This window comes from Streptomyces sp. NPDC051211, assembly GCF_040689505.1.
Classification (GTDB): domain Bacteria; phylum Actinomycetota; class Actinomycetes; order Streptomycetales; family Streptomycetaceae; genus Streptomyces.
This window is the reverse complement of the sequence record NZ_JBFBAV010000067.1, coordinates 1-24,686: the sequence shown is the minus strand read 5'-3', so window position 1 is coordinate 24,686 and position 24,686 is coordinate 1. Positions and strand designations below refer to the sequence as shown.

Genomic DNA, 24,686 nt, shown 5'->3' with positions numbered 1-24,686 from the left:
CCCACCCCGCCCCTTCCCGAACTGGGGCTCCGCCCCAGACCCCGCTCCTCAAACGCCGGAGGGGCTGGAAAGGCCAAACCCCGGCGGGGCTGGGGTGGTACCGCCCGGAGGGGCTGGGGCGTACCCACCCGGCGGAGCCCGGACCCCGCTCCTCAAACGCCGGAGGGGCTGGAGGGTCCGACACCGGCGGGGCTGGGCGGCTACGCCCAAGCGGGGCCGGGGCGTACCCGCCCGGCGGAGGCCGGACCCCGCTCCTCAAATGCCGGAGGGGCTGGGGTGGTACCACCCGGCGAGGCTGGGTGGGGTGCGCCCCGCGGGCTCGGTTGCCGCAGGCAGATCCAGCCGCTGGGTGGGGTCCGTCCGGGCGGCTGGGTTGCCGCAGGCAAATCCAGCCCCGCCGGCGATTGAGGCGCGGGGGTCCGGGGGCCGGCCCCCGGCAGCGGCGCGGCAGCCGGGTGCGGACAGTCGTCAGGCCGGGCGGCCGTCGAGGGCGCGGTCGGGGCGGGACGGGGACGGGATCCGGGCGGGCACCGCGGTCGCGGGGACGGCGGTCGCGGGAACGGCGGTCGCGGGGACGGCGGCGGCGTCGGGGCCCGGGCAGGCTTCGGTGGCGTCCGGGCACTCCATGGTCTTCGGCAGCTTCAGCGCCATCACCGCCCCCGCCAACAACAACCCCGCACTCACCAGCAGCGTCACATGCAGTCCCGTCACGAACGAGCTCCGCGCGGCCGCGTACAGCGCCTCCCCCGCCGGCCCGCCCAGCCCCGCCGCGATCTGGTACGCCTCGCCCAGCGAGTTCACCGCACCCGCCGAGTCCGCCGCCGAAACCCCCGGCACGTCCGCCAGACCCGGCGCGTACGCCGCGTTCATGACGCTGCCGAGCAGCGCGATGCCCATGCCCGCGCCCAGCTGGTAGGAGGTCTCGCCGATGGCGGCCGCACCGCCCGCCTTCTCCGCCGGCGCCTCGCTCAGCATCGACTCGTACGCCGCGAACAGCGTGGTCTGCAGACCGAAGCCGAGCAGCACGAAGCCCACGGTCAGCAGCAGCGGCCGGTCGTGCTGTCCCATCAGGGTCAGCAGCAGGACGGCCATCGAGGTCAGCAGGAAGCCCAGCGAGACCATGGCGCGCGGCCCGATCCGGTGCAGGGTGTACGAGCCGGTGCCGCCGGCCGCCATCGCGGCGAAGGTCAGCGGCAGCAGCCGCAGGCCGGTCTCCAGCGGGGACAGGTGCAGCACCAGCTGGAGGTACTGGACTGCGATGAGCTCCAGGCCGACCAGCGCCAGCATGGCCAGCACGATGCAGCCCACCGAGGTGGTGAAGGTGACCCGGGAGAACATCCCCATGTCGATCAGCGGGTGCGCGCGCCGCTTCTGCCGGCGGACGAACAGCACCAGCAGCACCGCCCCCACCAGCAGCGGTACGAACGCCCTCGCGTCCATGAAGCTCTGGTCGGCGCCGGCCCGCTTGACGCCGAGGACCACGCCCAGCACGCCGGCCGCGGCCATCAGCGCACCGACCACGTCCCAGGGCCCGTCCGCCGTGCCCCGCGACTCCGGCAGCAGCCAGCGGCCGAGCGGCAGGATCAGCGCCATCAGCGGGATGTTGATGAGGAAGACGGAGCCCCACCAGAAGTGCTGGACCAGGAAACCGCCGAGGACCGGCCCGCTGGCCGCGCCGACCGCTGCGACGGCGGTCCAGATGCCGATGGCCAGGGCCCGCTCCCGCCGGTCGGGGAAGACCTGGCGCAGGATCGACAGGGTGGCCGGCATGATCATCGCGCCGCCGATGCCGAGCAGGGCGCGGGCGGCGATGAGCAGCTGTGCGTTGTCGGCGAGGGCCGCGATGGCCGAGGCGACGCCGAAGAGTCCGTAGCCGAGGAGGAGGATGCGGCGCCGGCCGACCCGGTCGCCGAGGGTGCCGAAGAGGATCAGCAGCGAGGCGCAGACCAGCGGGTAGGCGTCGACGATCCAGAGCAGCTCGATCGAGCCGGGGCGGAGGTCTTCGGTGACGGAGGGGACGGCGACGTGCAGGATCGTCGCGTCGAGCGCGACGAGGACCAGGCTGACGCACAGGACGGCCAGGACGACCCATCGGTTGGCGCCGCCGCGGGCAGCGTTGAGCCGCTGCCAGGGCTGTTGCCAGGGGGAAGGGGTCCGGAGGCGGCCGGCCGTGTTCGTCCCTGACATGCATGTACCTCCCAGGTGATCCCTCGCACTCGGCGGACCAGCATTGACGTGCCGCGGGTGAGCGGCTTGATGTATGGGGTCCGGCATCGACACGCGAGTGAACAGTCAGCGTACGCGAGTTCGGACAGGGGTCACGTGGTCCATCTCTCACCCCGACGGCCGCCGGGGTGTGGCGTACGCCACTCACCTCCCCTCCGCGTACACGTCCGGTCACGGCCCGTGGTTCTGGGCGGCGCCCCCGATAATCATGCCCGTGAAAGATCTTGTCGTTCGCCGGGCCGCGCCCGCGTTGCTCGCCTTCGCGGCGGTCCGGCTGCTCGGGCTGGCCGTGCTCGGGGTGTGGGGGGTGGTGGCGGGAAGCAGCCCGCACACGCTGCTGTCGGCCCGCTGGGACTCCCTCTGGTACGCGCGGATCGCCGCCGAGGGGTACGGGTACGAGATCGCGCTCCCGAACGGGGACGTGCACTCGAACCTGGCCTTCTTCCCCCTGCTGCCCTGGCTGGAGCGGCTGGTCTCGGCGGTGACCGGACTGTCGTACGGGTCCGCCGGGCTGGTGGTGTCGGCGGTGGCGGGGCTCGCCGCGGCGTGGGGGATCTTCGCGGTGGCCGATTTCCTCTACGGGCGCCGGGCCGGGGTGTGCGCGGCGGCCGCCTGGGCGGCGCTGCCGGTCGGCATCGTGCAGTCGATGGCCTACAGCGAGGCGCTGTTCACGGCGCTGGCGGCCTGGTCGCTGTACGGGGTGCTGCGCGGGCGCTGGATCGCGGCGGGCCTGCTGGCGGCGGGGGCCGGGCTGACCCGGCCGGTGGGGGCCGCGGTGGTGGCCGCGCTCTGGGTGGCGGCGGTGCTCGCGTGGCGGCGCGGCGAGCGGTCCTGGCGGATGGCGCCGGGCATGCTGCTGGCGCCGGCGGGGGCTGCGGCGTACGTGCTGTGGGTCGGGGCGCGCACCGGTGAGGGGGTGCTCGGCTATCTGCGGGTGCAGGCGGGCTGGGGCAACGGCTTCGACGGGGGCTGGGCCTTCGCCCGGTTCATCGGGGACCGGCTCGCCTCCCCGGCGTGGCCGGCCGGGGTGGGCCTGATCGCGGGGGTGCTGCTGGTGCTGTGGCTGTACGCGTGCTGTGTGCGGCAGCGGCAGCCGGCGGCGCTGCTGGTGTACTGCGGGATCGTGGTGGCGCTGGCGCTGTGCGCCTCGGGGTACTTCGGGTCGAAGCCGCGGCTGCTGCTGCCGGCGTTCCCGCTGCTGCTGCCGGTGGCGGCGGCGCTGGCCCGGTGGCGGACCCGGTGGGCGGCGGCGGTGCTGGCCGCGGCGGCCGTGGCGGCGGCGGTCTACGGGGCGGTCTGGCTGAACGGGTCCGGACCGCCATAGACGGAATCTTGAATTCCGGCATTCAATTGACACATCGACATAAAGTTCGGGTAAGCATTCGGAGCAATTCACGAACCCTGCGGATCAACTCCTTCCCGCCAATGCCGGATTACCGGGAATAAGACCCCGACTGAGACCTACTCCACATCACATGGTCATCACAAAGCCCGCGATTCGACCGGGCGGCCCACGCGCGCGCGGTAACGTCGATTGAGTGCGTACCGACCCATCATTCACCCGTCTGGAGCGGCTGTTCGCCCGCCTGGACCGTGAACCCGAACGACCGGCTCATCTGCAGACACCGCAGATGAGCCGGCACCGTGTGGTGCTCTTTGCCTCGACCCTCGTGTTCTATCTGGCCATCGTGGTGGCCGTCCTGACCACTTCCTGGCTGGTCCGGCTGGACTGGCAGGTCATGTTCTGGCGGCCCTACGAGCAGTGGCCGGAGCTGCACGCGTTCCTCGACTACCTCGTCGTGCTCGGCCAGCGCGGACCCACCGCGGTGATGGTCGCCGCCTGGCTCGGCTGGCGCTCGTGGCGGCAGCACACCCTCCGCCCGCTGCTCACCCTGGGCGTGGCGCTGCTGCTGCTCAACGTCACCGTGGGCTCGGTGAAACTCGGCCTGGGCCGGCTCGGTCCGCACTACGCCACCCAGATCGGGTCCGCCGAGCTCTTCGCCGGCGGCGATATATTCCCTTCCGGCCACACCGCCAATGCCGTGGTGACCTGGGGCATCCTCGCCTACCTGGCCTCCACCGTGCGCACCCGGCGGAACCTGTCGGTGCTCTCCGCCGTGGTCGCGCTGAGCGTCGGCGCCACCACCGTCTACCTGGGCACCCACTGGGTCAGCGACGTGCTGCTCGGCTGGGCCGCGGGCCTGCTGATCCTGCTCGCCCTCCCCTGGTTCGAGCCGCTCATCGCCCGCGCCGAGGCCTGGATCTTCGAGCTGCGGGACCTGGTCCGCGGCCGCTCCGCCGGACGGGCTCCGGCCCCCGCGGCGGCTCCGGCCCCGGTGGGCGCGCGGACGGCCACCCGCTCCGCCGCGCCCCGGCCCACCGCGCACCTCGCGGTCCGGCCGCACATCATCCGCTCCGAGCGCACCCCGGTCACGCCGGCCGGCAGCCGCCGCCCCGCCCACGCCGCGCATGCAGCGCACGCCGAGCGGGCCGCGCGGAACCCCGCGGCCCGTCCGGTGGCCGGCGGCTGAGCCCGGCCGGCTGTCCGCCGTACGGGTCGGTACGCACACTCCGCCCCGCGGGCGACGGCCGCTCCGCACACCACCCGGGAACGCCGGCCCGGCCGGGCGTCAGCAGCACGCCCATACTTTCAGCCGAATCGGGTCACGCTTAGGTCACGGAATGTCGACAAGTGTTTCACCGACCGGCCTCACCGGACCAACGCAATGCACCGGCCGCCGAATTGCTTTCCGGCCCGCGACACGCCCGGCGCGGCAGACCTTTTCGAATTCCCTCCGCGGCCCCGGAATTCTCTCCGACCCATTCCCTCCGGGCCCTGTACGCATCGAATCCGATGAGCCGTGGTCCGGACCATGACAGGACTGCAGAACCCTCACTTCTTCTTCACTGGCGCGTCCGCACCCTGTTGCCGCAACCGGGCTGCGAGCATCATGACCCGGGTCTGATGCCACCTCAGTGAGGGGACCGTCGATGGGAACGGCAACAGCGACAGCCACACCGCCTGCCCGGCACCTGGGCCGGATCCTGGTCGACTGGCTGACCACGACCGATCACAAGAAGATCGGCCACCTCTACCTGGTCACGTCGTTCCTGTTCTTCCTCGCCGCCGGCCTGATGGCCCTGGTGATGCGGGCCGAGCTCGCCCGGCCGGGCCTGCAGCTGGTCACGAACAACCAGTTCAACCAGGCCTTCACCCTGCACGGCACGATCATGCTGCTGCTGTTCGCGACCCCCACCTTCGCGGGCTTCGCCAACGAGATCATGCCGCTGCAGATCGGCGCCCCGGACGTGGCCTTCCCCCGGCTGAACATGCTGTCGTACTGGCTGTTCCTGTTCGGCGGGCTGATCGTGCTGTTCTCGCTGATCACCCCGACCGGGCCGGCGTACTTCGGCTGGACCGCCTACGCCCCGCTCAACAGCCTGGACCGGTCCCCCGGCATCGGCGCCGACATGTGGATCATGGGCCTGGCGCTGGCCGGCTTCGGCACCATCCTCGGCGCGGTCAACTTCATCACCACCATCCTCGGGATGCGCGCCCCCGGCATGACGATGTTCCGGATGCCGGTCTTCACCTGGAACGTGCTCTTCACCTCGATCCTGGTGCTCTTCGCGTTCCCGGTGCTCGCCGCCGCCCTGCTGGTCCTGGAGTCCGACCGCCGGTTCGGCTCGGTGGTCTTCCAGCCCGAATGGGGCGGTGCGCTGCTCTGGCAGCACCTCTTCTGGTTCTTCGGGCACCCCGAGGTCTACATCATCGCGCTGCCGTTCTTCGGGATCGTCACCGAGATCCTGCCGGTGTTCTCCCGGAAGCCGATCTTCGGGTACGTCACCCTGGTCGCCGCGACCATGACCATCACCGGGCTCTCGGTGGTGGTGTGGGCGCACCACATGTTCGCCACCGGCGCCGTGCTGCTGCCCTTCTTCTCCCTGCTGTCCTTCCTGATCGCGGTCCCCACCGGCGTGAAGTTCTTCAACTGGACCGGGACGATGCTGGGCGGGTCACTGTCCTTCGAGACCCCGATGCTGTGGTCGATCGGCTTCCTGGTGAGCTTCCTGTTCGGCGGGCTCACCGGCGTGATCCTGGCCTCCCCGCCGATGGACTTCCAGGTCACCGACTCGTACTTCGTCGTCGCCCACTTCCACTACACGGTGTTCGGGACGGTGGTGTTCGCGACCTTCGCCGGCTTCTACTTCTGGTGGCCCAAGCTGACCGGGAAGCTGCTCGACGAACGCCTCGGCCGCATCCACTTCTGGACCCTGTTCATCGGCTTCCACACCACCTTCCTGGTGCAGCACTGGCTGGGCGCCGAGGGCATGCCGCGCCGGTACGCCGACTACCTGGCGGCCGACGGCTTCACCCTGCTCAACACCGTCTCCACCATCGGCTCCTTCCTGCTCGGCCTGTCCACGCTGCCGTTCCTCTACAACGTCTGGAAGACGCACAAGTACGGCGAGAAGGTCGGCGTGGACGACCCCTGGGGCTACGGGCGCTCGCTGGAGTGGGCGACCTCCTGCCCGCCGCCCCGGCACAACTTCACCTCGCTGCCGCGGATCCGCTCGGAGTCCCCTGCCTTCGACCTGCACCATCCGGAGTACGCGGCCCTGCAGTTCCGGACCCGGGATCCGCAGACCGGTGAACTGCCCGAGTCAGCAGATCCCGGGCAGCCCTGACCCGCTCGGCCAGCTCCGGCGGCTCCAGCACCTCGAACTCGAAGCCCATCAGCAGCACATGGATGACCAGGACGTCCAGGCTGGCCGCGCCGGTGTGCAGCAGGCAGGAGTGCGCGTCCACCGGCTCCAGCACCCCGGCCGAGGGCGAGATCTCCTGCCCGGCCTCCTCGGCGGACACGAGGAGCCGGATCAGGCCCTGGGCCGCGTACACCCGCTGCGAGACCCCCTTGGACACGTAGGCGGCCAGGTCCTCGGCGGGCGGGGTACGCGGAGCGAACCGCGGGCCGTGCGGCGGTCTCGGCTCGATCCGGTCGGCCCGGAACGTCCGCCAGCCGGCCCGGTCCACGTCCCAGGCGACCAGGTACCAGCGCCGCTCGCTGCACACCAGCCGGTGCGGCTCCACGGTCCGCCGGGTGCTCGCGCCCTCGTGGTCCCGGTAGTCGAATCGGAGCCGCTCGCCGTCCCGGCATACGGCGGCCAGCTCGGTGAGCACGGACGCGTCCACGGTGGAGCGCTGCGGCCCGCGCAGCATGGGCACGGTGAACTCGTTCAGGGTGGTGACCCGGCGCCGCAGCCGACCGGGCAGCACCTGCTCCAGCTTGGCCAGCGCCCGTACGGAGGCCTCCCCGATGCCCTCCACGCCGTTGCCGGCGGCCGTTCGCAGGCCCACCGCCACGGCCACCGCCTCGTCGTCGTCGAGCAGCAGCGGCGGCAGCTCGGCGCCCGCGCCCAGCGAGTAGCCGCCGCCGGTACCGGGGCTGGCGTTGACGGGATAGCCGAGCTCCCGCAGCCGGTCCACGTCCCGGCGGACCGTACGCGGGGTCACGCCGAGGCGCTCCGCGAGATCGGCCCCGGTCCATTCGCGGTGGGCCTGCAACAGGGACAGCAGGCGCAGCAGTCGTGCGGAGGTCTCCAGCATGACCCCGAGTCTGCCAGCGGACTCCGGGCCCGCCGTTCCCGGTCTCACTCGTCCGTGTCGGTCCCGCCGCCCGTCACGGCCGCCCGTTCCGGGTCTCAGCAGCCCGGCGCGGACTTGCCCGAGAGCTCGACCAGCGAGCAGACCGTTTTCTCCGACACCTTCCAGACCCGGTCCTGGAGGACGGCCGTCCCCTTGCCGCCGGGCAGCACGGGGAGTCCGGAGAGGACCAGGTCGTACGTCACCCGCGCCTCGGTGGGCGTGGTGAAGGCCACGTCGGTCACCTCGGCGGAGAGCTCGGCGGCGTTGGCGTCGTCGGTGAGACCGGCCAGCAGCGGAGCCAGGTCGGCGCCGTTCTCCAGCAGCCCGGCCCGCTCCCCGCCGGGGGTCTTGGGGTTGAAGAAGGCCGCCCAGTTCTTCTCGATCTCGGCCCGGGCCGCGGCGGGGTCGGCGGGACCGGGGACGGAGGCGGAGGGCGTGCCGGCGGTGCCGCCGCCCCCGCCGGAGGAACAACCCACCGCGCCGGGCCCGAGGACCATCACCACGGCGGCCGCCCAGACCACCCCCGCCGTACGAACGTGCCGGCCCCTCACCGGCGCACCGGAGCCGCGACCGGAGCGGATGCGGTGGCGGTCGAGGCCGATGTCGGCACCGGGGACTGCGCCGGGGCCGGGGTCGGGGTCGAAACCGGAACCGGGACCGGAACCGGGACCGGGGCCGGCTTCGGACTGGGCTTCGAACTCGGCTTCGGACTCGGCTTCGGGCCCGAACTCGAACTCGGGTCGGGCTTCGCGTTCGGGTTCGGGTTCGGGTTCGGCGGGACCGGAGCGGGCGCGGCCGGCGGCAGCGCCAGCAGCGTGCCCACCCTGAGCGCCTCCGGCCGGGGCCCGATGCCCGCCCGGTTCGCCGTGTACAGCGCCCGCCAGCCACCCGCGATCCGGCGCTTGCGGGCGATGGACACCAGCGTGTCCCCCGGCCGCACCACGTGCACCCGGCCCGCCAGCCCGTACCGCTTGGAGCACTCCGGCCAGGCGTCCCACCCCTGCGTGCCCAGCACCTCCTCCGCCACCCGGATCTGCTGCGGCCGGGTCGCCAGGTCGGCCCGCGCAGCGAAGCGCAGACCGCCGTGGTCCTCCCAGGTCTGCTGCCAGAACTGCAGACCGCCGTAGAACCCGTTGCCGGTGTTGATCTGCCAGCGGCCGCCGGACTCACAGTCCGCGACGCAGTCCCACGGCCACAGCGCGCCCGGCCCGCAGTCCCCCGGCCCGGTGCCGATCACCCCCGGCGAGCCGAGCACCGCCGAACCGGCCGGGCCGGGCGCGGGCGGCGGAGGAGGCGCCGCCCGCGCCGGGAAGAACGGCAGGAGGGCCAGGACGAGCACCAGCGCGGCGACGGCCGGGAACACGGCCGGCGGGATCCGGAGGTCGGGCATCGGGTCACGCTACGCAGCAGGCCGCGGGCCGCCGCCCCCGCCACGCGGCGGACTTCCGGGGCCGGTCCGCACCCCACCCGTCCGGCCGCCCGCCGAAACGGGCAACTGCAAGCAGCAACTTGGCACAAACAGACAGGAGTTGACTTGAACGGAAGGCGGCCTGCGGCGCATTCACCCCATCGGGGGCCCGGTTCGATTCCGTTCCCTCATCCGGCGTTACCCCGGTGGCCGCTCCCCCGTTGAGCCCGGCGAGCCGGGAACCACCCGGCCGCGCACGCCTATCCGAGGAGTCACCCCGTGCCGCGCATGCTCGACGTCAGTGATGACGTACGCGCCGAGATCGGCGACGAAGAAGCCGACCTGCTGCTCGCCGGCGACAACGCGCCGGGCAGTTACGACTGCACCTCCTGCCGCACTCCGGGAAACTCCGAGCGCGAACGCACCAGCACCGTACTGTTCGTCGGCGAGGAGACCGCCGTCCTCGCCTTCGCCCACGCGACCTGCATCCCCTCCCAGGTCGTCACGGTGTCCGAGGAACAGCTCCAGGGAGCGGTCGCCTCCATCACCGGTGACTCGCCGGGCCGGCCCGCCGACGCGGACGCGCCGCAGCCGGTACCGGGCGGCCAGGCCGTCCTCGGCATCACCAGCGGGCTGGTGCTGATCGGCGGCGAACTGCACCCAGCCCTCGTGGTGGAGCCGACCGCCCCCATCGCCCGCCCCGGCACCACCGGCCCCGGCGACGACTTCCTGCCGCTGCTGATCGAGCAGGGCTTCATCCCGGTCACCAACACCGCCGACCTGCCCTCCCCCCTGGCGGGGTGGTCCGTGCTCCTGGCCGCCGGCCAGCTGCACGCCGTACTCCAGCCGGGTACCGACGGCAGTGGCCAGGTCGCCTGGTGGCAGGCGCACCAGGCGCTGTCCGTCACCGACGGCTGGCGGGCCGCCGTCAACCGGACCCAGCGGGTGCTGATCTACGCGGCCCCCGTCGGTTCCATCGGCCAGCAGCCCCGCGAGGACCTGCTGCGCGACGCCCTGGACAAGGCCGCAGCCGCCGGCAAACTGGTCGCCGCCTCCATGCCCCTCGCCGGAACCTGAGCCCCCCTCAGCCCCACCCCTCTCAGCCCCGCCGGCGTTTGAGGCGCGGGGGCCCGGGGGCAGCGCCCCCGCAACGGCGCCGCACCGCACCACCGGCAGGAGACAAATCCAGCCCCGCCGGCGTTTGAGGCGCGGGGTCCGGGGCAGCGCCCCGGCAACGGCGCCGCACGGTCCCACGCCCACCCCCGGCGGGACCGGATCGGGGCCCTGGCGCATGCGCCGGGGGGTGCGCGGACAACCCGCGCACCCCCCGGCGATCTGCGTTTTCTGCCCCCTGCCCCGCATCCGCAACGCCTCGGGTTCGTTGGCAGATACGTGCATTCATACGACCCCCACATCCCCCCGATGCGGACGCACAGCGCCTCGCAGACCCCGATCTACGACGCGCTGTACTCGGAGTACCTACGGTCCTTCCGGGCCCTGCCGTATGACCGGACGGGCGAGGAGGACCTCGGGTTCACGGCGTTCGGGTCCGGCCCCTACGCCGCCGGCCACCAGAGCCCGTACGGCGGCGGCCACGGCAACAGCCACAGCGGAAGCCACGGCAGCCACAGCAGCGGCCACAGCGGAGTCGGCGGCTGGAACGGTTCCGCATGGCAGACCGAGCCCTGGCCCGCCTCCTACGCCCCCCAGCCGACCTACGCCGGCACCGCCGGATACGGCAGCGGGCGGCAGCACCAGACCGGGATGCACCACATCCCGGCGGCCCTGCCGCCCGCTCCCCGCCGGGGCTACTGACCCCGCGCGCTACCGCTTCACTTCTTCTTGGTGCCGCGCTTCTCCCGCACCCGCACCGAAATGTGGATCGGGGTGCCCTCGAAGCCGAACTCCTCGCGCAGGCGGCGCTCCACGAAACGGCGGTAGCCGTGCTCCAGGAAGCCGGAGGCGAACAGCACGAACCGCGGCGGCTTGGTGCCCGCCTGGGTGCCGAACAGGATGCGCGGCTGCTTGCCGCCGCGGATCGGGTGCGGGTGGGCGGCGACGATCTCACCGAGGAAGGCGTTCAGCCGACCGGTCGGGACCCGCGTCTCCCACCCCGCCAGCGCCGTCTCGATGGCCGGGACCAGCTTCTCCATGTGGCGGCCGGTGAGCGCGGAGACGTTCACCCGCGGCGCCCAGGAGACCTGCTGCATCTCGGTCTCGATCTCGCGCTCGAGGTAGTAGCGGCGCTCCTCGTCGAGCTCGTCCCACTTGTTGTAGGCGATCACGATCGCGCGGCCCGACTCGACCGCCATGGTGATGATGCGCTGGTCCTGGACGCTGATGTTCTCGGTCGAGTCGATCAGGACGACCGCGACCTCCGCCTTCTCGACGGCGGCGGCCGTACGCAGGGAGGCGTAGTAGTCGGCGCCCTGCTGGAGGTGGACCTTCTTGCGGATGCCGGCGGTGTCGACGAACTTCCAGGTCACCCCGCCCAGCTCGATCAGCTCGTCGACCGGGTCGCGGGTGGTGCCGGCCAGCTCGTTGACGACGACCCGCTCCTCCTTCGCGACCTTGTTGAGCAGCGAGGACTTGCCGACGTTCGGGCGGCCGATGAGGGCGATCCGGCGGGGGCCGCCCAGCGGGGTGCCGCCGAAGGTCTGCTCGGGGGCCTCCGGCAGCGCCTTGAGGACCTCGTCCAGCAGGTCACCGGTGCCGCGGCCGTGCAGCGCGGACACCGGGAAGGGCTCGCCGAGGCCGAGGGACCACAGCATGGAGGCGTCGGCCTCGCCGGACTGGCCGTCGACCTTGTTGGCGGCCAGCACGACCGGCTTGCCGGCCCGGCGCAGCAGCCGGACGACGGCCTCGTCGGTGTCGGTGGCGCCGACCTTGGCGTCCACCACGAAGACCACCGCGTCGGCGGCGTCGATGGCGAACTCGGCCTGGGCGGCGACGGAGGCGTCGATGCCGAGGACGTCCTGCTCCCAGCCGCCGGTGTCGACCACCTTGAAGCGGCGGCCGGCCCATTCGGCCTCGTAGGTCACGCGGTCGCGGGTGACGCCCGGCTTGTCCTCGACGACCGCCTCGCGGCGGCCGATGATCCGGTTCACCAGGGTCGACTTGCCGACATTCGGCCGGCCGACGACGGCGAGGACGGGGAGCGGGCCGTGGCCCGCCTCCTCGATGGCGCCCTCGACGTCCTCGATGTCGAAGCCCTCTTCCGCGGCGAGCTCCATGAACTCCGCGTACTCGGCGTCGCCAAGCGCTCCGTGGTCGTGCTGGTCGTTCATGAAGTCCGTTCCTCGTCGTTCGTGGTGATCGGTGGCACCCGCGCGGCTGCGCCGGCCCACTACTGGTTCAAGTCTCGCCTAGCGCCGGATGAGGCGCCTGGCATCCGCCAGGTGGGCGGTGAGATGGTCCTGGATCCGGACGGTGGCCTCGTCCAGGGCCTTGCGGGTCCTGCGTCCGCTGCCGTCCCCGGCCTCGAAGGCATCGCCGAACACGATGTCCACGCGGCTCTTGAGGGGCGGCAGCCCCTTTATCAACCGGCCGGGCCGGTCGCTGCTTCCCAGCACGGCGACCGGGACTATCGGCGCGCCGGAGCGCACGGCGAAGTAGGCGAGGCCGGCCCGCAGCGAGGCGAAGTCCCCCTCGCCCCGGGTGCCCTCGGGGAAGATGCCGAGCACCCCGCCGTCGGCCAGGACGCCGAGGGCGCTGGAGACGGCGGTCCGGTCGGTGCCGGTCCGGTCGACCTTGACCTGCCCGATCCCTTCGAGGAAGGGGCCGAGCGGTCCCACGAACGCTTCCTTCTTGATCAGGAAGTGCACGGGCCGGGGCGCGGTCCCCATGAGCATGGGCCCGTCGATGTTGTGCGAGTGGTTCACCGCAAGGATGACCGGCCCGGCGGCCGGTACCTTCCAGGCGCCGAGCACGCGGGGCTTCCACAGCCCGTACATGAGCCCGATGCCGATCCGCCGCCCGATCGCCGCACCCTTGAGGGAGGGCGTTTCGGTCACTTGCCGCCCGCCCGCTTCTCTTCCACCAGGGTCACGACGCACTCGATGACCTGGTCGAGGGTGAGCTCGGTGGTGTCCACCTCGACGGCGTCCTCGGCTTTGGCCAGCGGGGAGGTCTTCCGGCCGGAGTCTGCGGCGTCCCGCTTGATCAGGGCTTCCCTGGTGGCCGCCAGGTCGGTGGCCTCCTTGCCCTTGAGTTCACCGCTGCGGCGGGCCGCGCGGGCCTCCGGGGAGGCGGTCAGGAAGATCTTCAGGTCGGCGTCGGGCAGCACGGTGGTGCCGATGTCGCGGCCCTCGACGACGATGCCGCCGTCCGCCTCGGCGGCGATGGTGCGCTGCAGCTCGGTGATGATGCTGCGGACCTCCGGCACCGCGCTCACGGCGCTCACCTTGGAGGTGACCTCCTTGGTGCGGATCGGGCCGGCGGCGTCCAGGCCGTCCACGGTGATCGTGGGGGCGGACGGGTCGGTGCCGGACACGATGGACGGCTTGCCCGCGGCGACGGCGACGGCGTGGGCGTCCTCGACGTCCACGCCGTTGCTGATCATCCACCAGGTGATCGCCCGGTACTGGGCGCCGGTGTCCAGGTAGCGCAGCCCGAGCTTGGCGGCCACGGCCTTGGAGGTGCTGGACTTGCCCGTGCCGGACGGACCGTCGATGGCGACGATCACGGCAGACGGAGCGGCGGTTTCCACGGGGCGGGCACCTTCCTGGTTGCGCGTACGTTGTCCGGGCGCGCCAAAGCGCCCCTCCCCAAGGTTACCGGGCGGCAGGAGCGCTCGGCCCCGCCTCCGTTTCCGGGGACGGGGGGCGCTCCCGGGGGCTACTGCTGCCGCAGGGCCCAGCCCCGCTCCCGCAGCTCCGCGGTGAGCGCGGGAACCGCCCGGGGCTCGACCATGAGCTGGACGAGACCGGCCTGCTGGCCGGTGGCGTGCTCGATGCGGACGTCCTCGACGTTGACCCCGGCCCGGCCGGCGTCCGCGAAGATGCGGGCCAGCTCGCCCGGCTGGTCGCTGATGAACACGGCCACGGTCTCGTACCGGGTGGGGGCCGCGCCGTGCTTGCCCGGGACCCGCTCGCGGCCCGCGTTGCCGCGGCGCAGCACGTCCTCGATGCCGGCCGCGCCGTCCTGCCGCTTCGCCTCGTCGGCGGACTGCAGGCCGCGCAGCGCCTGCACGGTCTCCTCCAGGTCGGCGGCGATCCCGGAGAGCACGTCGGCGACCGGCCCGGGGTTCGCGGAGAGGATCTCCACCCACATCCGGGGGTCCGAGGCGGCGATCCGGGTGACGTCCCTGATGCCCTGCCCGCACAGCCGTACGGCCGTCTCGTCGGCCTCCTCCAGGCGGGCCGCGACCATGGAGGACACCAGCTGGGGGGTGTGCGAGACCAGGGCCACGGCCTTGTCGTGCGCGTCGGCGTCCATCACCACGGGCACCGCGCGGCAGAGGGCGACCAGCTCCAGCGCGAGGTTGAGGACCTCGTGGCCGGTGTCCCGGGTGGGGGTGAGGACCCAGGGCCGCCCTTCGAAGAGGTCGGCGGTCGCGGCCAGCGGGCCGGAGCGTTCCTTGCCGGCCATGGGGTGCGTACCGATGTAGGTGGTGACGTCGACTCCGGCGGCCGCGAGCTCGCGGCGCGGGCCGCCCTTGACGCTGGCCACGTCGACGTAGGCGCGGGCGAGGCCGCGGCCGATCGCCGCGGCCAGGGTCGCGGCGACGTGGGCGGGCGGGACGGCGATGATCGCGAGGTCGACCTGGCCGGTGGGCGGCTCGTCGGTGCCGGCGCCGAGGGCGGCCGCGGTCCGGGCCTGGGCCGGGTCGTGGTCCTCGAGGTGGACGGTGATGCCCCGGCCGGCCAGGGCGAGCGCCGCGGAGGTACCGATCAGTCCGGTTCCGATGACGACGGCGGTTCTCACTCTGGGCGCTCCTCGATGGACGGTCCTGCGGTCTGCGACTCAGGGTAGTCATCCCGTACGACCGCGAGGACCCGGTGACCGTCCTGCGAGACGGTCACCGGGTCCTTTCGGACAGGTCAGAGGCCCTGCTTCCGGATGATCTCCTCGATCGACTCGGTGGGCACCTGCCCGGTCGGGGTCAGCTTGTCCACGGCCTGGGGCAGTACCTGGGCGATCTGGTCGGCCGCCTGATCGGGGCTGACGCCGGCGTCCTGGGCCACCTTCTGCAGGGTGTCGTCGGGCAGGGCCTGCTTGATCTGCGCGCCGCTGACCGGCTGGTTCTCGCCGGTGCCGACCCAGGACTGGGCCTGGTCGACCAGACCGGATTTGGTCAGCATCTCCAGCAGCCCGCCGAGCGGGTTGCCGGTGGCGCCGGCCGCCTGTGCGCCGCCACCGCCGCCGCCCATCAGCTGACCGAGCAGCGAGCCGAGGATGTTGCCCCCGCCGCTGCCGCCCTGGCCGCCGCCGCCCAGGAGGCCGCCGAGTAGAGAGCCGAGGTCGTTTCCCGCCATGGTCGTGCCTTTCGAAGAGGGACCGGGCGGTACGAGGGACCCGCCCGGCTTCGAGACACGGACAATTTCTCCCAAACCAACCCATGCCGCCACTTGGTGGAGAACGGTGGAGAGCAGTCGAGACCACCCGGACCGGGTGCGCTACAACAAGCGGCATGATCTTCCATGTCGTCCCCCTCGCCGACTGGTCCGCCGCACCGGATCTGCCGTACGCCCCGCCCTCCCTCGACTCCGAGGGTTTCGTGCACTGTTCGGCGGACCGCCCCACCGTCCTCGCCATCGCCGACACCCACTACCGCGACACCCCCGGCCCCCTGCTCGCCGTGGAACTCGACGAGCGGGCCCTCACCTCGGAGGTCCGCCGGGAGGGTGAATCCGGCGCCCGCTACCCGCACGTGCACGGCCCGATCGACCGGGCCGCCGTCGCCCGCGTGTGGGAGGTCGTCCGTACGCCCGGCCGCCCGCCGGAGCTGGCGCCCTGGGAGCCGCGCGACTGAACCGTGACGGCACGGGCGCGGCGTCCTTCTCCGGCGGCCCGGCTCGGGCCAGGATGCTCCTCGCGTCCCGGACACGACCGAGGAGATCCCGATGAGCGACCCCACCCGCACGGCCCGCCGCACCGTCCTCGCGGCGGGCGCCGCCGCCCTGGCCGGCGGTGCCCTGATCGGCTGCGGCGAGGAGAAGAAGGAGCCCGCCACCGAGCCCGCCGAATCCGGCACCCCGGACGCCGGCGCCGCCCAGCCGCCCGGCCCCTCCGCATCCGCCGCCCCGGGCACCGCCCTGGCCAGGACGGCGGACATCCCGGTCGGCGGCGGCACCGTCTTCAAGGAGCAGAAGGTGGTCGTCACCCAGCCCCAGGCGGGCACCTTCAAGGCCTTCTCGGCGGTGTGCACCCACCAGGGCTGCACCGTGGCCAAGGTGGAGAACGGGACGATCGACTGCCCGTGCCACGGCAGCAAGTTCAAGGTGGCGGACGGCGCGGTGGCGAACGGCCCCGCCACCCGGCCGCTGCCCGCGCAGAAGATCACCGTCTCGGGCGGGGAAATCACGCTCGCGTAGCGCCGGTCCGTCGGCCTACGCTCCCCCGATGAACGAACAGACGCTCGTCACGGACCACACCGTCTACGCATGTGTGATGGGCTCGCGGGCGTTCGGGCTGGCGACGGAGGCGAGCGACACCGACCGGCGCGGTGTCTACCTCGCCCCGACGCCCCTGTTCTGGCGTTTCGAGAAGCCCCCCACCCACGTCGAGGGCCCGCTGCCGGAACAGTTCTCCTGGGAACTCGAACGCTTCTGCGAGCTCGCGCTGAAGGGCAACCCGAACATCCTGGAGTGCCTGCACTCCCCGCTGGTGGACCGCCTGACCCCGGTCGGCGAGGAACTCCTCTCCCTCCGCCAGGCCTTCCTCTCCCGCCGGGCCCACACCTCCTTCACCCGCTACGCGCTCTCCCAGCGCGGCAAGCTGGAGGCCGACGTCCGCATCCACGGCGCCCCGCGCTGGAAGCACGCGATGCACCTGCTCCGCCTGCTGCTCTCCTGCCGCGACCTGCTCCGCACCGGCCGGCTGACCATCGACGCCGGCCCGCACCGCGAGGCCCTGCTGGCCGTCCGGCACGGCGAACGCACCTGGCAGGAGGTGGACACCTGGATGGCCCGCCTCTCCGAGGAAACCGAAGCGGCCCTCCGCCACAGCCCGCTCCCCGAAACCCCGGACCACCCCCGGGTGGAGGACTTCCTCCTCCGCACCCGCCGCGCCTCGGCGGGCTGATTCACTCGTCCCAGAGCGCGCCGAAGGCCAGCAGTTCCTCCCGGTACTCGATGCGGCCCTCCCAGTCGCGGGGCCAGACGTCCGCGCCCAGGTGGGCGCCGGCGAAGGCGCCGGCCAGGCAGGCGATCGAGTCCGAGTCGCCCGCCGTGCAGGCGGCCCGGCGCAGCGCCGTCAGCGGATCCTCCGGGAAGAGCAGGAAGCAGTGCAGGGCGGTCGCCAGGGCTTCCTCGGCGATCCAGCCCTCACCCGTGGCCAGGCAGGGGTCCAGCTCCGGGGCCGGGTCGCGCAGGGCCGCCGCCAGCCGGTCCAGCACGGCCAGGCAGTCGTCCCAGCCGCGGGCGATGAAGGACTCCGCGGAGGTGTCGGAGGACGTACGGGTCCACAGGTCACCCAGCCACTGCTCGTGGTAGCGGGTGCGGTGCCGCAGGGCGTACGAGCGCAACCGGCCGACCAGGCCCGTCACTTCCACCCCCTGCGCGAGCAGGTACACGGCGTGCGCCGTGAGGTCGGAGGCCGCCAGCGCCGTCGGGTGACCGTGTGTCAGCGCCGACTGGAGCTGGGCCGCGCCCGCCCGCTCGTCCTCGGTCCAGCCGGGCACCAGGCCCACCGGCACCACCCGCATGTTCGCCCCGCAGCCCTTGGAGCCCAGCCGGCTGGCGTCCCGCCAGTCCCGCTCCGGGTCGTTCAGCAGGCTGCAGGCCTGCAGGCAGGTGTTGCCGGGCGCCCGGTTGTTCTCCGGGGAGTGGTACCAGTCGACGAACTCCTCCCGGACCGGCCGGGCCAGCCGAAGCGGGACGATCCGGCCCCGCTCCGCGGCCGTCCGGATGCCGCGCGCCAGCGCCAGCGTCATCTGGGTGTCGTCCGTGACGATCGCCGGGCGCGGCAGTTGCATCTCCCGCCACGGCCCGCACTTGGCCAGGATCGCGGGGACGTCGTTGAACTCGGTCGGGAAGCCGAGCGCATCGCCCAGCGCCAGGCCGATGAGGGCGCCGGTCGCGGCGCGCTTGGTCGGGGTGGTCATCTCGGGTTTCCTTCCGGGCGGAGCAGGGGTGGGTGGAGGGCGGTCGCCGGGCCCGCCCGGTAGAGGGCGGCGGGCTTGCCGCGGCCGCCGGTGAGGCGGGCCGCGCCCGGCACCGGTTCGACGAAGCCCGGTGTGGCCAGCACCTTGCGGCGGAAGTTGGGGCGGTCGAGCGGGGTGGACCACACGGTCTCGTAGACGGCCTGCAGCTCGCCCAGGGTGAATTCGGGCGGGCAGAAGGCGGTGGCCAGGCAGGTGTACTCCAGCTTGGCGCGGACCCGTTCCCGGGCGTCGCCCAGGATCACCGCGTGGTCGAAGGCCAGTGCCCCCGCCTCGTCCACCGGCGCCCACCGGGCCTGCGCCGCGTCCCCGCCGCCCGCCTCGGCCGGCTCCGGCATGTCCGGCACGAGCGCGGTGAACGCCACCGACACCACCCGCATCCTCGGGTCCCGGTCCGGTTCGCTGTAGGTCCGCAGCTGCTCCAGGTGCAGGGCGGCCACCAGGGCGTCCGGCAGTCCGGTCTCCTCGGCCAGCTCCCGCCGCGCCGCGGTCTCGGCGGACTCCCGGGGCAGCAGGAACCCGCCGGGCAGCGCCCAGGCGCCCTCGTGGGGTTCCTGGCCGCGCCGGATCAGCAGCACGTGCAGGGCGCCGCCGCGCACGGTGAACACGGCGAGGTCCACCGTCACCGCGAACGGCTCGAACGCGCGGGGATCGTACGCCTGCCCGCTCATCGGCGCTCCGGCAGCGGATCGGCGAACCGCCGCCCCTCGGCGAGCAGCGCGTCCACGGCGGCGACCGCGGCCGCCAGCCGCTCCTCCCGGCCGCCGCGCACGACCAGGAAGCGGCGCCCGGTCCGGGTGAGCTCCTCGCGGAACCGGCCGGTCATCCAGGGCCGCAGCTGCGGCCCGTCGCGCAGCCCGTCGTCCTCGAAGGGGACGCCCTCGTGGTCGGTGAGCAGGTACAGGTCGCGGGGCCGCCGCGCCGCGACCTCCTCGACCTCCCGGTTCCGGCTGCCGAGGTACCGCTCGTGCCAGATCCCGGTCGCGAAGGAATCGGTGTCGCAGAACAGCACCGGTGACCCCAGCCGGGCCGCCCGCTCCTCGTCCTCGTCCTGCCGCCGCGCGATGACGGGGAACTCCTCGGACCGGAAGACGACGTCCGCCCAGCCCGCGGCCGGATCCGCCGCGCGCAGCGCCGCGAGCTTCTCCTCGCTGTACTGCCGCCCGTACTCGGCGACCCAGCCGGTCCGCGCCCACACCCCGCCGCGCCGCCGGTAGTGCCCGGCCAGCGCCCGCGACAGCGTGGTGGTGCCGGTGGACTCGGCGCCGAGCACCACCACCCGCCGGGTCAGGGCCGCGCGTACCGCCGGCCCGAGGAAGTCCCAGGAGCCCGCCGGATCCTTGCGCACCGCCGTCCCGGAGACCGGAAAGAGGGTCCGCCCGGGATCCACGCACACCTCGGCGGCGCCGAACCGCCGGGCGAGCTCTCCCCCGTACTCCTCCGAGGTGAAGACCGCATCCACCCGGTCCGGCACGGCCGCCCGGAAGATCGCCATATGGGCGTCCCAGACCGCCGGATCCCGCAGGTCCACGGGTACGTCGTCCACCGCGCCCACGACCTCCGCCTCCGGGTGCGCCTCGCGCATCCACGCGACCCGGTCGGCGAGCGGCACCGATTCCACGGAGGAGGCGCACACCAGCACGGTCAGCCGCTCGCACTGGTCCTGGGCGGTGCGTACGAGGTGGTGGTGGCCGGCGTGCGGCGGATAGAACTTGCCGAGCACCAGCCCGTGGCCGTACCTCATGCGCTCGCCTCCACACCGCGGGGCAGCCCCGCCGGCCGGAGGTCGCGGAGCCACCCCCGCAGCCCGAGGACGCACAGCCCCAGGAACCCGACGTACAGCAGCGCGGTCAGGTGCAGGCCCTTGTAGGCGTACAGCGGGATGTAGACGAGGTCGGCGGTGATCCACAGGCACCAGGACTCGACCCGCTTGCGGCACTGCCCGTACGTGGCCATCAGCGAGAGCGCGGTGGTCAGCGCGTCCCAGAACGGCACGGTGGAGTCGGTGGCCCGCTCCAGCAGCAGCGTCAGCGCCCCGGTCCCCACCGCCCCCGCCGCGGCCAGCCACAGCCATTCGGCGCGCGAGGTGCGGCGCACCGGCAGGACGTTAGCGGTTCCCGGTCCACCCCCGTGGGTCCAGGTCCACCAGCCGTACCCGGCGAGGGCGATGAAGACGATCTGGAGGCCGGCGTCGGCGTACAGGCCGGCCTGGGTGAACAGCACGATGAAGAAGACGTTGTTGGCGATCCCGACGGGCCAGTTGGCGATGTGCTGCCGGGCCACCAGCCAGACGCACACGGCACCGGTGGCGAACCCGAGAACCTCGGTCCAACTCACGGCCACCCCCTTAATAGTCAGAACGACTATAAAAGCATTTCGGGGTGGCCGACAACCCCGGCCGACAACCCCAGACGGTCAGGCCGGGCCGTAACACGCCCGTGAGGACACGCAGAAGCCCGCGGCGCCAAGGGCACCGCGGGCTTCCGGGACGTGGGCGGGCGGGTCTACAGACCGACCTCGGCCATCAGCATGCCGACCTCGGTGTTGGTCAGGCGGCGCAGCCAGCCGGACTTCTGGTCGCCCAGCTCGATCGGGCCGAAGGAGGTCCGTACGAGCTTCTCGACGGGGAAGCCGGCCTCGGCGAGCATGCGGCGCACGATGTGCTTGCGGCCCTCGTGGAGGGTCACCTCGACCAGGTAGTTCTTGCCGACCTGGTCGACGACGCGGAAGTGGTCGGCGCGCGCGTAGCCGTCCTCCAGCTCGATGCCGTCCTTGAGCCGCTTGCCGATGTCGCGCGGCAGCGGGCCGGTGATCGCGGCGACGTAGGTCTTCTTCACGCCGTACTTGGGGTGCGTGAGGCGGTGGGCCAGCTCACCGTGGTTGGTGAGGAGGATGATTCCCTCGGTCTCGGTGTCGAGCCGGCCGACGTGGAACAGCCGCGTCTCACGGTTGGTGACGTAGTCACCGAGGCACTGGCGGCCGTCCGGGTCTTCCATGGTGGACACGACACCGGCCGGCTTGTTCAGCGCGAAGAACAGGTACGACTGGGTGGCGACGGTGAGGCCGTCCACCTTGATCTCGTCCTTGGGCTGGACGCGCTTGCCCTGCTCCAGCACGATCTCGCCGTTGACCTCGACGCGGGCCTGCTCGATGAGCTCCTCGCAGGCGCGGCGCGAGCCCATGCCGGCACGCGCGAGCACCTTCTGCAGGCGCTCGCCCTCCTGCTCGGCGCCGGGGAAGGTCTTCGGGGTCTTGATCACGGGCTTGTCGGCGTACCGGTCGCGCACGCGCTCCTCGATGCGCGCGTCCAGCTCGCGCGGGCGGGACTGGCCGCTGCGGCTGCCGGGACCGCGGCGCGGACCGCCGGCCCCGCCGATGCCGGGGGTCTTGGAGCTCTTCGGGCCGCCCTTGGCGCCACCGCGCGCGGCCGCCCCGCGGGCACCGCCGCCGCCGGCCTTGGGGCCCGAGCGGCCGCTGCGCTCGCCCTCGGGGCCTACGTCGTAGCGACGCTCCTCGGGACGGGGGTTGCGGGGACGCTGGGGCGCCTGGTCGCGGTCGCGGTCGCGCGAGTCGGAGCCGCCACCCTGGTAGCCGCCGCCGGAGGAGCCGCCGCGGTAGCCACCGCCGGAGGAGCTGCCACCGCGGTGGCCACCCCCACCGGAGGAGCTGCCGCCGCGGTAGCCACCGCCGCCGCCGGAGCTGCCGCCGCGGGAGCTACCGCGTCCGCCACCACCGCCGCCGCCGCTGTTCCTGTTGCCGCCGCCGTTGCCGTTGCTTCGCATCAAATGTCCGTCGTCTTGTCGTCGTCTTCATCAGTGTCCGGTGCGTCCGGATCGAACGACGGCACACCTTCTTGCGTCTCGGCTTCGATCGCGTCCGCCTCGGGGAGGAAGGGCGCGAGCTCCGGGAGCTCGTCCAGGCCGCGCAGGCCCATCCGCTCCAGAAAGTAGTTCGTCGTCCTGTACAGGATCGCACCTGTTTCGGGTTCCGTCCCCGCCTCCTCCACCAGACCGCGCTGGAGGAGGGTCCTCATGACCCCGTCACAGTTCACTCCGCGCACCGCGGAGACCCGGCTCCGGCTGACCGGCTGCCGGTACGCCACGACCGCGAGGGTCTCCAGGGCGGCCTGGGTGAGCCGGGCCTGCTGCCCGTCCAGGACGAACGCTTCGACCGCCGGGGCGTACTCCGCCCGCGTGTAGTACCGCCAGCCGCCGGCCACCAGCCGCAGCTCGAATCCGCGCCGCTGTACGTCGTACTCGTCGGCCAGCTCCCGCAGCGCCTCGGCGACCTCGCGGGGGCTGCTGTCCAGCACTTTCGCCAGGTGCACCTCGGTGGCAGGCTCGTCCACCACCATGAGGACGGCCTCCAGGGCCGGCTTCAGCCCGGCTGACGTCGTCATTCCTTCTCCTCCACGACCCGGTCGAACTCGTCCGTCACCGCCGCGCCCGCGTCCCCGCCGCTCCACCGCACGGTGAGCGCCTGGAGGGCCTCCTCCTGGTCCAGCACGACGGCCTTCTCCCGGTACAGCTCCAGCAGGGCGAGGAAGCGCGCGACGACGGTGAGGGTGTCCGGCGCGTCCTCGGTCAGCTCGGCGAAGGTGGCTTCGCCACGGGCCTGCAGCATCCGCACGACGACCTCGGCCTGCTCCCGCACACTGACCAGCGGGGCATGAATGTGATCGACGTACACCTGAGGCTTGGCCTTGGGCTGCATCGCCTTCACCGCGAGCCGGGCAAAACCCTCGGCACCAATGCTGATGACGACATCGGGCAGCAATTCCGCATGGTGGGCCTCGAGCCCCACGGTCCGCGGATACCGCCGCCCCTCGGCCTCGGCCCGCTCCTCGAAGATACCGGCGATCTGCTTGTACGCCCGGTACTGGAGCAGCCGCGCGAACAGCAGGTCCCTGGCCTCCAGCAGGGCGAGGTCGGCCTCGTCCTCGACCTCCGCGGCCGGGAGCAGCCGCGCGGCCTTCAAATCCAGCAACGTGGCCGCAACCACCAGAAACTCGGTCGTCTGATCGAGATCCCAGTCCGGTCCCATGCCCCGGATGTGCGCCATGAACTCGTCGGTCACCTTGGACAGGGCCACTTCGGTCACATCGAGCTTGTGCCGCGAAATCAACTGCAGCAGCAGATCAAAGGGCCCCTCAAAATTCCCCAACCGCAGCCGAAACCGCCCATCCCCAACACCCCGCCCGCCGGGCCCGCCCTCCCCTCCCCCAGCCTGCGACCCGCCGGCACCCCCGGCGCCACGCCCGGCGGCACCGGCATCGCCTTCCCCAGCCTCCCGCCCACCGGCAGCCCCGGCGCCACGCTCGGCGGTACCGGCATCGGCTTCCTCGGCCTCCCGCCCGACGGCAGCCCCGGTGTCACGCTCGGCGGTACCGGTGTCCGCTTCCCCGGCCTCCCGCCCATCGGCAGCCGCGGCGTCACGCTCGGCGGTACCGGTATCGGCTTCGTCGGCCTGCAGCCCGCCAGGCACCCCTGGCCCACGGCCCAGACGGCGCCGGGTGGCAGGGCTGGCGGGGTCGTTCGGGGGCATCACGATCCAGGGTGCGGAAGAGGGCAAAACAGTGGGCCAGCGCCCACCCGCGCAGCCTACCGGCCACCCCACCTCACCCACCCCACCCACGACCCGAGCCCGCCCCCGATCCGCCGCCTCGCCCCACGACGGGACCGCCAAGACTGCCCCCCAGTGGAACTGAGAGCCGCCGAAGTGGCGGGGCTTCCCGGTGATGGGTGGTCGCCTGGGCCGTTTCGCCCCGATACATCCGCTCTCTGCAGGCACAGACGGGCCCAGGACGGTCCGGGGACGCTATGCCGAGAGAAGCGCGTAGCGATCCGTCGCGCCCGGCCGTCCGGCCCTGCTGCCCGGGTCCGGCTTCGGTGAATCGGAGCTGTCCGCCCGTCAGGGCGGCCGGCCGGGCGGCAGCCGCCGGGCGAGCTGCCGGGCAGGGCCGCATGAGAGCCCGGTCCCCCTATGCCGTTCCTTCGGGGCTTCCCGACAGTCCTTGTCTTTCCGGGGCCGGCCGGGCGGTCAAGGGTGGAGCGCAGCGACATCGCGAAGCGACGCGACCGAAG

Annotated in this window: 23 protein-coding genes and 1 pseudogene; 8 read left to right on the top strand and 16 right to left on the bottom strand. The window is 72.9% G+C overall.

The annotated features are described in order from the left end of the window. Positions 1-468: 468 nt before the first annotated feature. Complete coding sequence (locus AB0447_RS34530; protein WP_366480894.1) at positions 469-2,187, bottom strand: MFS transporter; 1,719 nt, start codon at positions 2,185-2,187, stop codon at positions 469-471. Positions 2,188-2,434: 247 nt separating this feature from the next. On the opposite strand from AB0447_RS34530, the gene AB0447_RS34525 reads away from it, so the two are divergent. From AB0447_RS34525 to ctaD, 3 genes and pseudogenes are all read left to right on the top strand, one after another. Then, positions 2,435-3,550, top strand: coding sequence for a glycosyltransferase family 39 protein (locus tag AB0447_RS34525; RefSeq protein WP_366480892.1), 1,116 nt, complete (start codon positions 2,435-2,437; stop codon positions 3,548-3,550). 214 nt (positions 3,551-3,764) lie between these two features. Continuing rightward, on the top strand, positions 3,765-4,757 hold the full coding sequence (locus AB0447_RS34520) for a phosphatase PAP2 family protein (RefSeq protein ID WP_366480891.1): 993 nt from the start codon (positions 3,765-3,767) through the stop codon (positions 4,755-4,757). A gap of 460 nt (positions 4,758-5,217) precedes the next feature. Continuing rightward, positions 5,218-6,849, top strand: a pseudogene (ctaD, locus tag AB0447_RS34515) (cytochrome c oxidase subunit I); the annotation flags it as partial. Here ctaD and AB0447_RS34510 read toward each other — a convergent pair. The 3 genes from AB0447_RS34510 to AB0447_RS34500 form a co-directional block, all read right to left on the bottom strand. Next, positions 6,779-7,834, bottom strand: coding sequence for a YafY family protein (locus tag AB0447_RS34510; RefSeq protein WP_366480890.1), 1,056 nt, complete (start codon positions 7,832-7,834; stop codon positions 6,779-6,781). The pseudogene ctaD and the gene AB0447_RS34510 overlap by 71 nt on opposite strands. A 95-nt stretch (positions 7,835-7,929) precedes the next feature. Beyond that, positions 7,930-8,424 (bottom strand): hypothetical protein, encoded by a 495-nt coding sequence (locus tag AB0447_RS34505; protein WP_366480889.1) that lies wholly within the window; start codon positions 8,422-8,424, stop codon positions 7,930-7,932. Next, positions 8,421-9,263 carry a transglycosylase family protein gene (locus AB0447_RS34500; protein WP_366480888.1) on the bottom strand — a complete coding sequence of 281 codons (843 nt, stop codon included), beginning with the start codon at positions 9,261-9,263 and terminating at the stop codon, positions 8,421-8,423. The genes AB0447_RS34505 and AB0447_RS34500 overlap by 4 nt, the downstream gene beginning before the upstream one ends. A 306-nt stretch (positions 9,264-9,569) precedes the next feature. Between AB0447_RS34500 and AB0447_RS34495 the strand changes: the two genes are divergently transcribed. Both AB0447_RS34495 and AB0447_RS34490 read left to right on the top strand, forming a co-directional pair. Further along, positions 9,570-10,358 carry a hypothetical protein gene (locus AB0447_RS34495; RefSeq protein WP_366480896.1) on the top strand — a complete coding sequence of 263 codons (789 nt, stop codon included), beginning with the start codon at positions 9,570-9,572 and terminating at the stop codon, positions 10,356-10,358. A gap of 345 nt (positions 10,359-10,703) precedes the next feature. Continuing rightward, a complete protein-coding gene (locus AB0447_RS34490) occupies positions 10,704-11,096 on the top strand; it encodes a hypothetical protein (protein WP_366480886.1) in 393 nt (130 codons plus the stop codon). A 17-nt stretch (positions 11,097-11,113) separates the two neighbouring features. On the opposite strand, the gene der is transcribed toward AB0447_RS34490, so the two are convergent. From der to AB0447_RS34465, 5 genes are all read right to left on the bottom strand, one after another. Beyond that, a complete protein-coding gene (gene der / locus AB0447_RS34485; protein WP_366480885.1) occupies positions 11,114-12,568 on the bottom strand; it encodes a ribosome biogenesis GTPase Der in 1,455 nt (484 codons plus the stop codon). A gap of 78 nt (positions 12,569-12,646) precedes the next feature. Then, complete coding sequence (locus AB0447_RS34480; protein WP_366480895.1) at positions 12,647-13,234, bottom strand: lysophospholipid acyltransferase family protein; 588 nt, start codon at positions 13,232-13,234, stop codon at positions 12,647-12,649. A 56-nt stretch (positions 13,235-13,290) separates the two neighbouring features. After that, the gene (gene cmk / locus AB0447_RS34475) at positions 13,291-13,989 is read right to left on the bottom strand and encodes a (d)CMP kinase (protein WP_366480883.1); all 699 of its coding nucleotides are present in this window, start codon (positions 13,987-13,989) and stop codon (positions 13,291-13,293) included. A gap of 128 nt (positions 13,990-14,117) precedes the next feature. Next, the gene (locus tag AB0447_RS34470) at positions 14,118-15,206 is read right to left on the bottom strand and encodes a prephenate dehydrogenase (protein ID WP_366480882.1); all 1,089 of its coding nucleotides are present in this window, start codon (positions 15,204-15,206) and stop codon (positions 14,118-14,120) included. A gap of 116 nt (positions 15,207-15,322) precedes the next feature. Beyond that, entirely contained in the window at positions 15,323-15,757 is a 435-nt protein-coding gene (locus AB0447_RS34465; RefSeq protein ID WP_366480881.1) for a YidB family protein, read from the bottom strand. A gap of 155 nt (positions 15,758-15,912) precedes the next feature. Here AB0447_RS34465 and AB0447_RS34460 point away from each other — a divergent pair, with 155 nt between their 5' ends. The 3 genes from AB0447_RS34460 to AB0447_RS34450 all read left to right on the top strand — a co-directional run bounded on the left by AB0447_RS34460 (position 15,913) and on the right by AB0447_RS34450 (position 17,525). Continuing rightward, positions 15,913-16,254, top strand: coding sequence for a DUF952 domain-containing protein (locus AB0447_RS34460; protein ID WP_366480880.1), 342 nt, complete (start codon positions 15,913-15,915; stop codon positions 16,252-16,254). Positions 16,255-16,345: 91 nt separating this feature from the next. Further along, positions 16,346-16,816 carry a Rieske 2Fe-2S domain-containing protein gene (locus tag AB0447_RS34455; RefSeq protein ID WP_366480879.1) on the top strand — a complete coding sequence of 157 codons (471 nt, stop codon included), beginning with the start codon at positions 16,346-16,348 and terminating at the stop codon, positions 16,814-16,816. A gap of 28 nt (positions 16,817-16,844) precedes the next feature. Continuing rightward, entirely contained in the window at positions 16,845-17,525 is a 681-nt protein-coding gene (locus AB0447_RS34450; RefSeq protein WP_366480878.1) for a nucleotidyltransferase domain-containing protein, read from the top strand. 1 nt (position 17,526) lies between these two features. On the opposite strand, the gene AB0447_RS34445 is transcribed toward AB0447_RS34450, so the two are convergent. The 7 genes from AB0447_RS34445 to AB0447_RS34415 form a co-directional block, all read right to left on the bottom strand. Next, positions 17,527-18,546, bottom strand: a complete 1,020-nt coding sequence (locus AB0447_RS34445) for an ADP-ribosylglycohydrolase family protein (RefSeq protein ID WP_366480877.1) — start codon at positions 18,544-18,546, stop codon at positions 17,527-17,529. Next, complete coding sequence (locus AB0447_RS34440; protein WP_366480876.1) at positions 18,543-19,274, bottom strand: NUDIX domain-containing protein; 732 nt, start codon at positions 19,272-19,274, stop codon at positions 18,543-18,545. The genes AB0447_RS34445 and AB0447_RS34440 overlap by 4 nt, the downstream gene beginning before the upstream one ends. After that, entirely contained in the window at positions 19,271-20,347 is a 1,077-nt protein-coding gene (locus AB0447_RS34435) for an AAA family ATPase (protein WP_366480875.1), read from the bottom strand. The genes AB0447_RS34440 and AB0447_RS34435 overlap by 4 nt, the downstream gene beginning before the upstream one ends. Next, positions 20,344-20,946: a nicotinamide riboside transporter PnuC gene (gene pnuC, locus AB0447_RS34430; protein WP_366480873.1), complete on the bottom strand. Its 603-nt coding sequence runs from the start codon at positions 20,944-20,946 to the stop codon at positions 20,344-20,346. Before pnuC ends, AB0447_RS34435 begins: the two co-directional genes overlap by 4 nt. 161 nt (positions 20,947-21,107) lie before the next feature. After that, complete coding sequence (locus tag AB0447_RS34425; protein ID WP_366480871.1) at positions 21,108-22,385, bottom strand: pseudouridine synthase; 1,278 nt, start codon at positions 22,383-22,385, stop codon at positions 21,108-21,110. Then, the gene (gene scpB / locus AB0447_RS34420; protein ID WP_366480870.1) at positions 22,385-23,002 is read right to left on the bottom strand and encodes an SMC-Scp complex subunit ScpB; all 618 of its coding nucleotides are present in this window, start codon (positions 23,000-23,002) and stop codon (positions 22,385-22,387) included. The genes AB0447_RS34425 and scpB overlap by 1 nt, the downstream gene beginning before the upstream one ends. Next, positions 22,999-24,147 (bottom strand): segregation/condensation protein A, encoded by a 1,149-nt coding sequence (locus AB0447_RS34415; RefSeq protein WP_366480868.1) that lies wholly within the window; start codon positions 24,145-24,147, stop codon positions 22,999-23,001. Before AB0447_RS34415 ends, scpB begins: the two co-directional genes overlap by 4 nt. Positions 24,148-24,686 lie beyond the last annotated feature (539 nt).

Excerpts from the sequence above, each read along its gene's own strand:
- scpB (WP_366480870.1), bottom strand. The coding sequence starts at position 23,002 with ATGACGACGTCAGCCGGGCTGAAGCCGGCCCTGGAGGCCGTCCTCATG.
- AB0447_RS34425 (WP_366480871.1), bottom strand. The coding sequence starts at position 22,385 with ATGCGAAGCAACGGCAACGGCGGCGGCAACAGGAACAGCGGCGGCGGC.
- AB0447_RS34500 (WP_366480888.1), bottom strand. The coding sequence starts at position 9,263 with ATGCCCGACCTCCGGATCCCGCCGGCCGTGTTCCCGGCCGTCGCCGCG.
- AB0447_RS34525 (WP_366480892.1), top strand. The coding sequence starts at position 2,435 with ATGCCCGTGAAAGATCTTGTCGTTCGCCGGGCCGCGCCCGCGTTGCTC.
- AB0447_RS34510 (WP_366480890.1), bottom strand. The coding sequence starts at position 7,834 with ATGCTGGAGACCTCCGCACGACTGCTGCGCCTGCTGTCCCTGTTGCAG.
- AB0447_RS34415 (WP_366480868.1), bottom strand. The coding sequence starts at position 24,147 with ATGCCCCCGAACGACCCCGCCAGCCCTGCCACCCGGCGCCGTCTGGGC.
- AB0447_RS34465 (WP_366480881.1), bottom strand. The coding sequence starts at position 15,757 with ATGGCGGGAAACGACCTCGGCTCTCTACTCGGCGGCCTCCTGGGCGGC.
- AB0447_RS34435 (WP_366480875.1), bottom strand. The coding sequence starts at position 20,347 with ATGAGGTACGGCCACGGGCTGGTGCTCGGCAAGTTCTATCCGCCGCAC.
- AB0447_RS34460 (WP_366480880.1), top strand. The coding sequence starts at position 15,913 with ATGATCTTCCATGTCGTCCCCCTCGCCGACTGGTCCGCCGCACCGGAT.
- AB0447_RS34455 (WP_366480879.1), top strand. The coding sequence starts at position 16,346 with ATGAGCGACCCCACCCGCACGGCCCGCCGCACCGTCCTCGCGGCGGGC.
- AB0447_RS34490 (WP_366480886.1), top strand. The coding sequence starts at position 10,704 with ATGCGGACGCACAGCGCCTCGCAGACCCCGATCTACGACGCGCTGTAC.
- AB0447_RS34495 (WP_366480896.1), top strand. The coding sequence starts at position 9,570 with ATGCTCGACGTCAGTGATGACGTACGCGCCGAGATCGGCGACGAAGAA.
- AB0447_RS34480 (WP_366480895.1), bottom strand. The coding sequence starts at position 13,234 with ATGTACGGGCTGTGGAAGCCCCGCGTGCTCGGCGCCTGGAAGGTACCG.
- AB0447_RS34530 (WP_366480894.1), bottom strand. The coding sequence starts at position 2,187 with ATGTCAGGGACGAACACGGCCGGCCGCCTCCGGACCCCTTCCCCCTGG.
- AB0447_RS34440 (WP_366480876.1), bottom strand. The coding sequence starts at position 19,274 with ATGAGCGGGCAGGCGTACGATCCCCGCGCGTTCGAGCCGTTCGCGGTG.
- der (WP_366480885.1), bottom strand. The coding sequence starts at position 12,568 with ATGAACGACCAGCACGACCACGGAGCGCTTGGCGACGCCGAGTACGCG.
- AB0447_RS34445 (WP_366480877.1), bottom strand. The coding sequence starts at position 18,546 with ATGACCACCCCGACCAAGCGCGCCGCGACCGGCGCCCTCATCGGCCTG.
- AB0447_RS34450 (WP_366480878.1), top strand. The coding sequence starts at position 16,845 with ATGAACGAACAGACGCTCGTCACGGACCACACCGTCTACGCATGTGTG.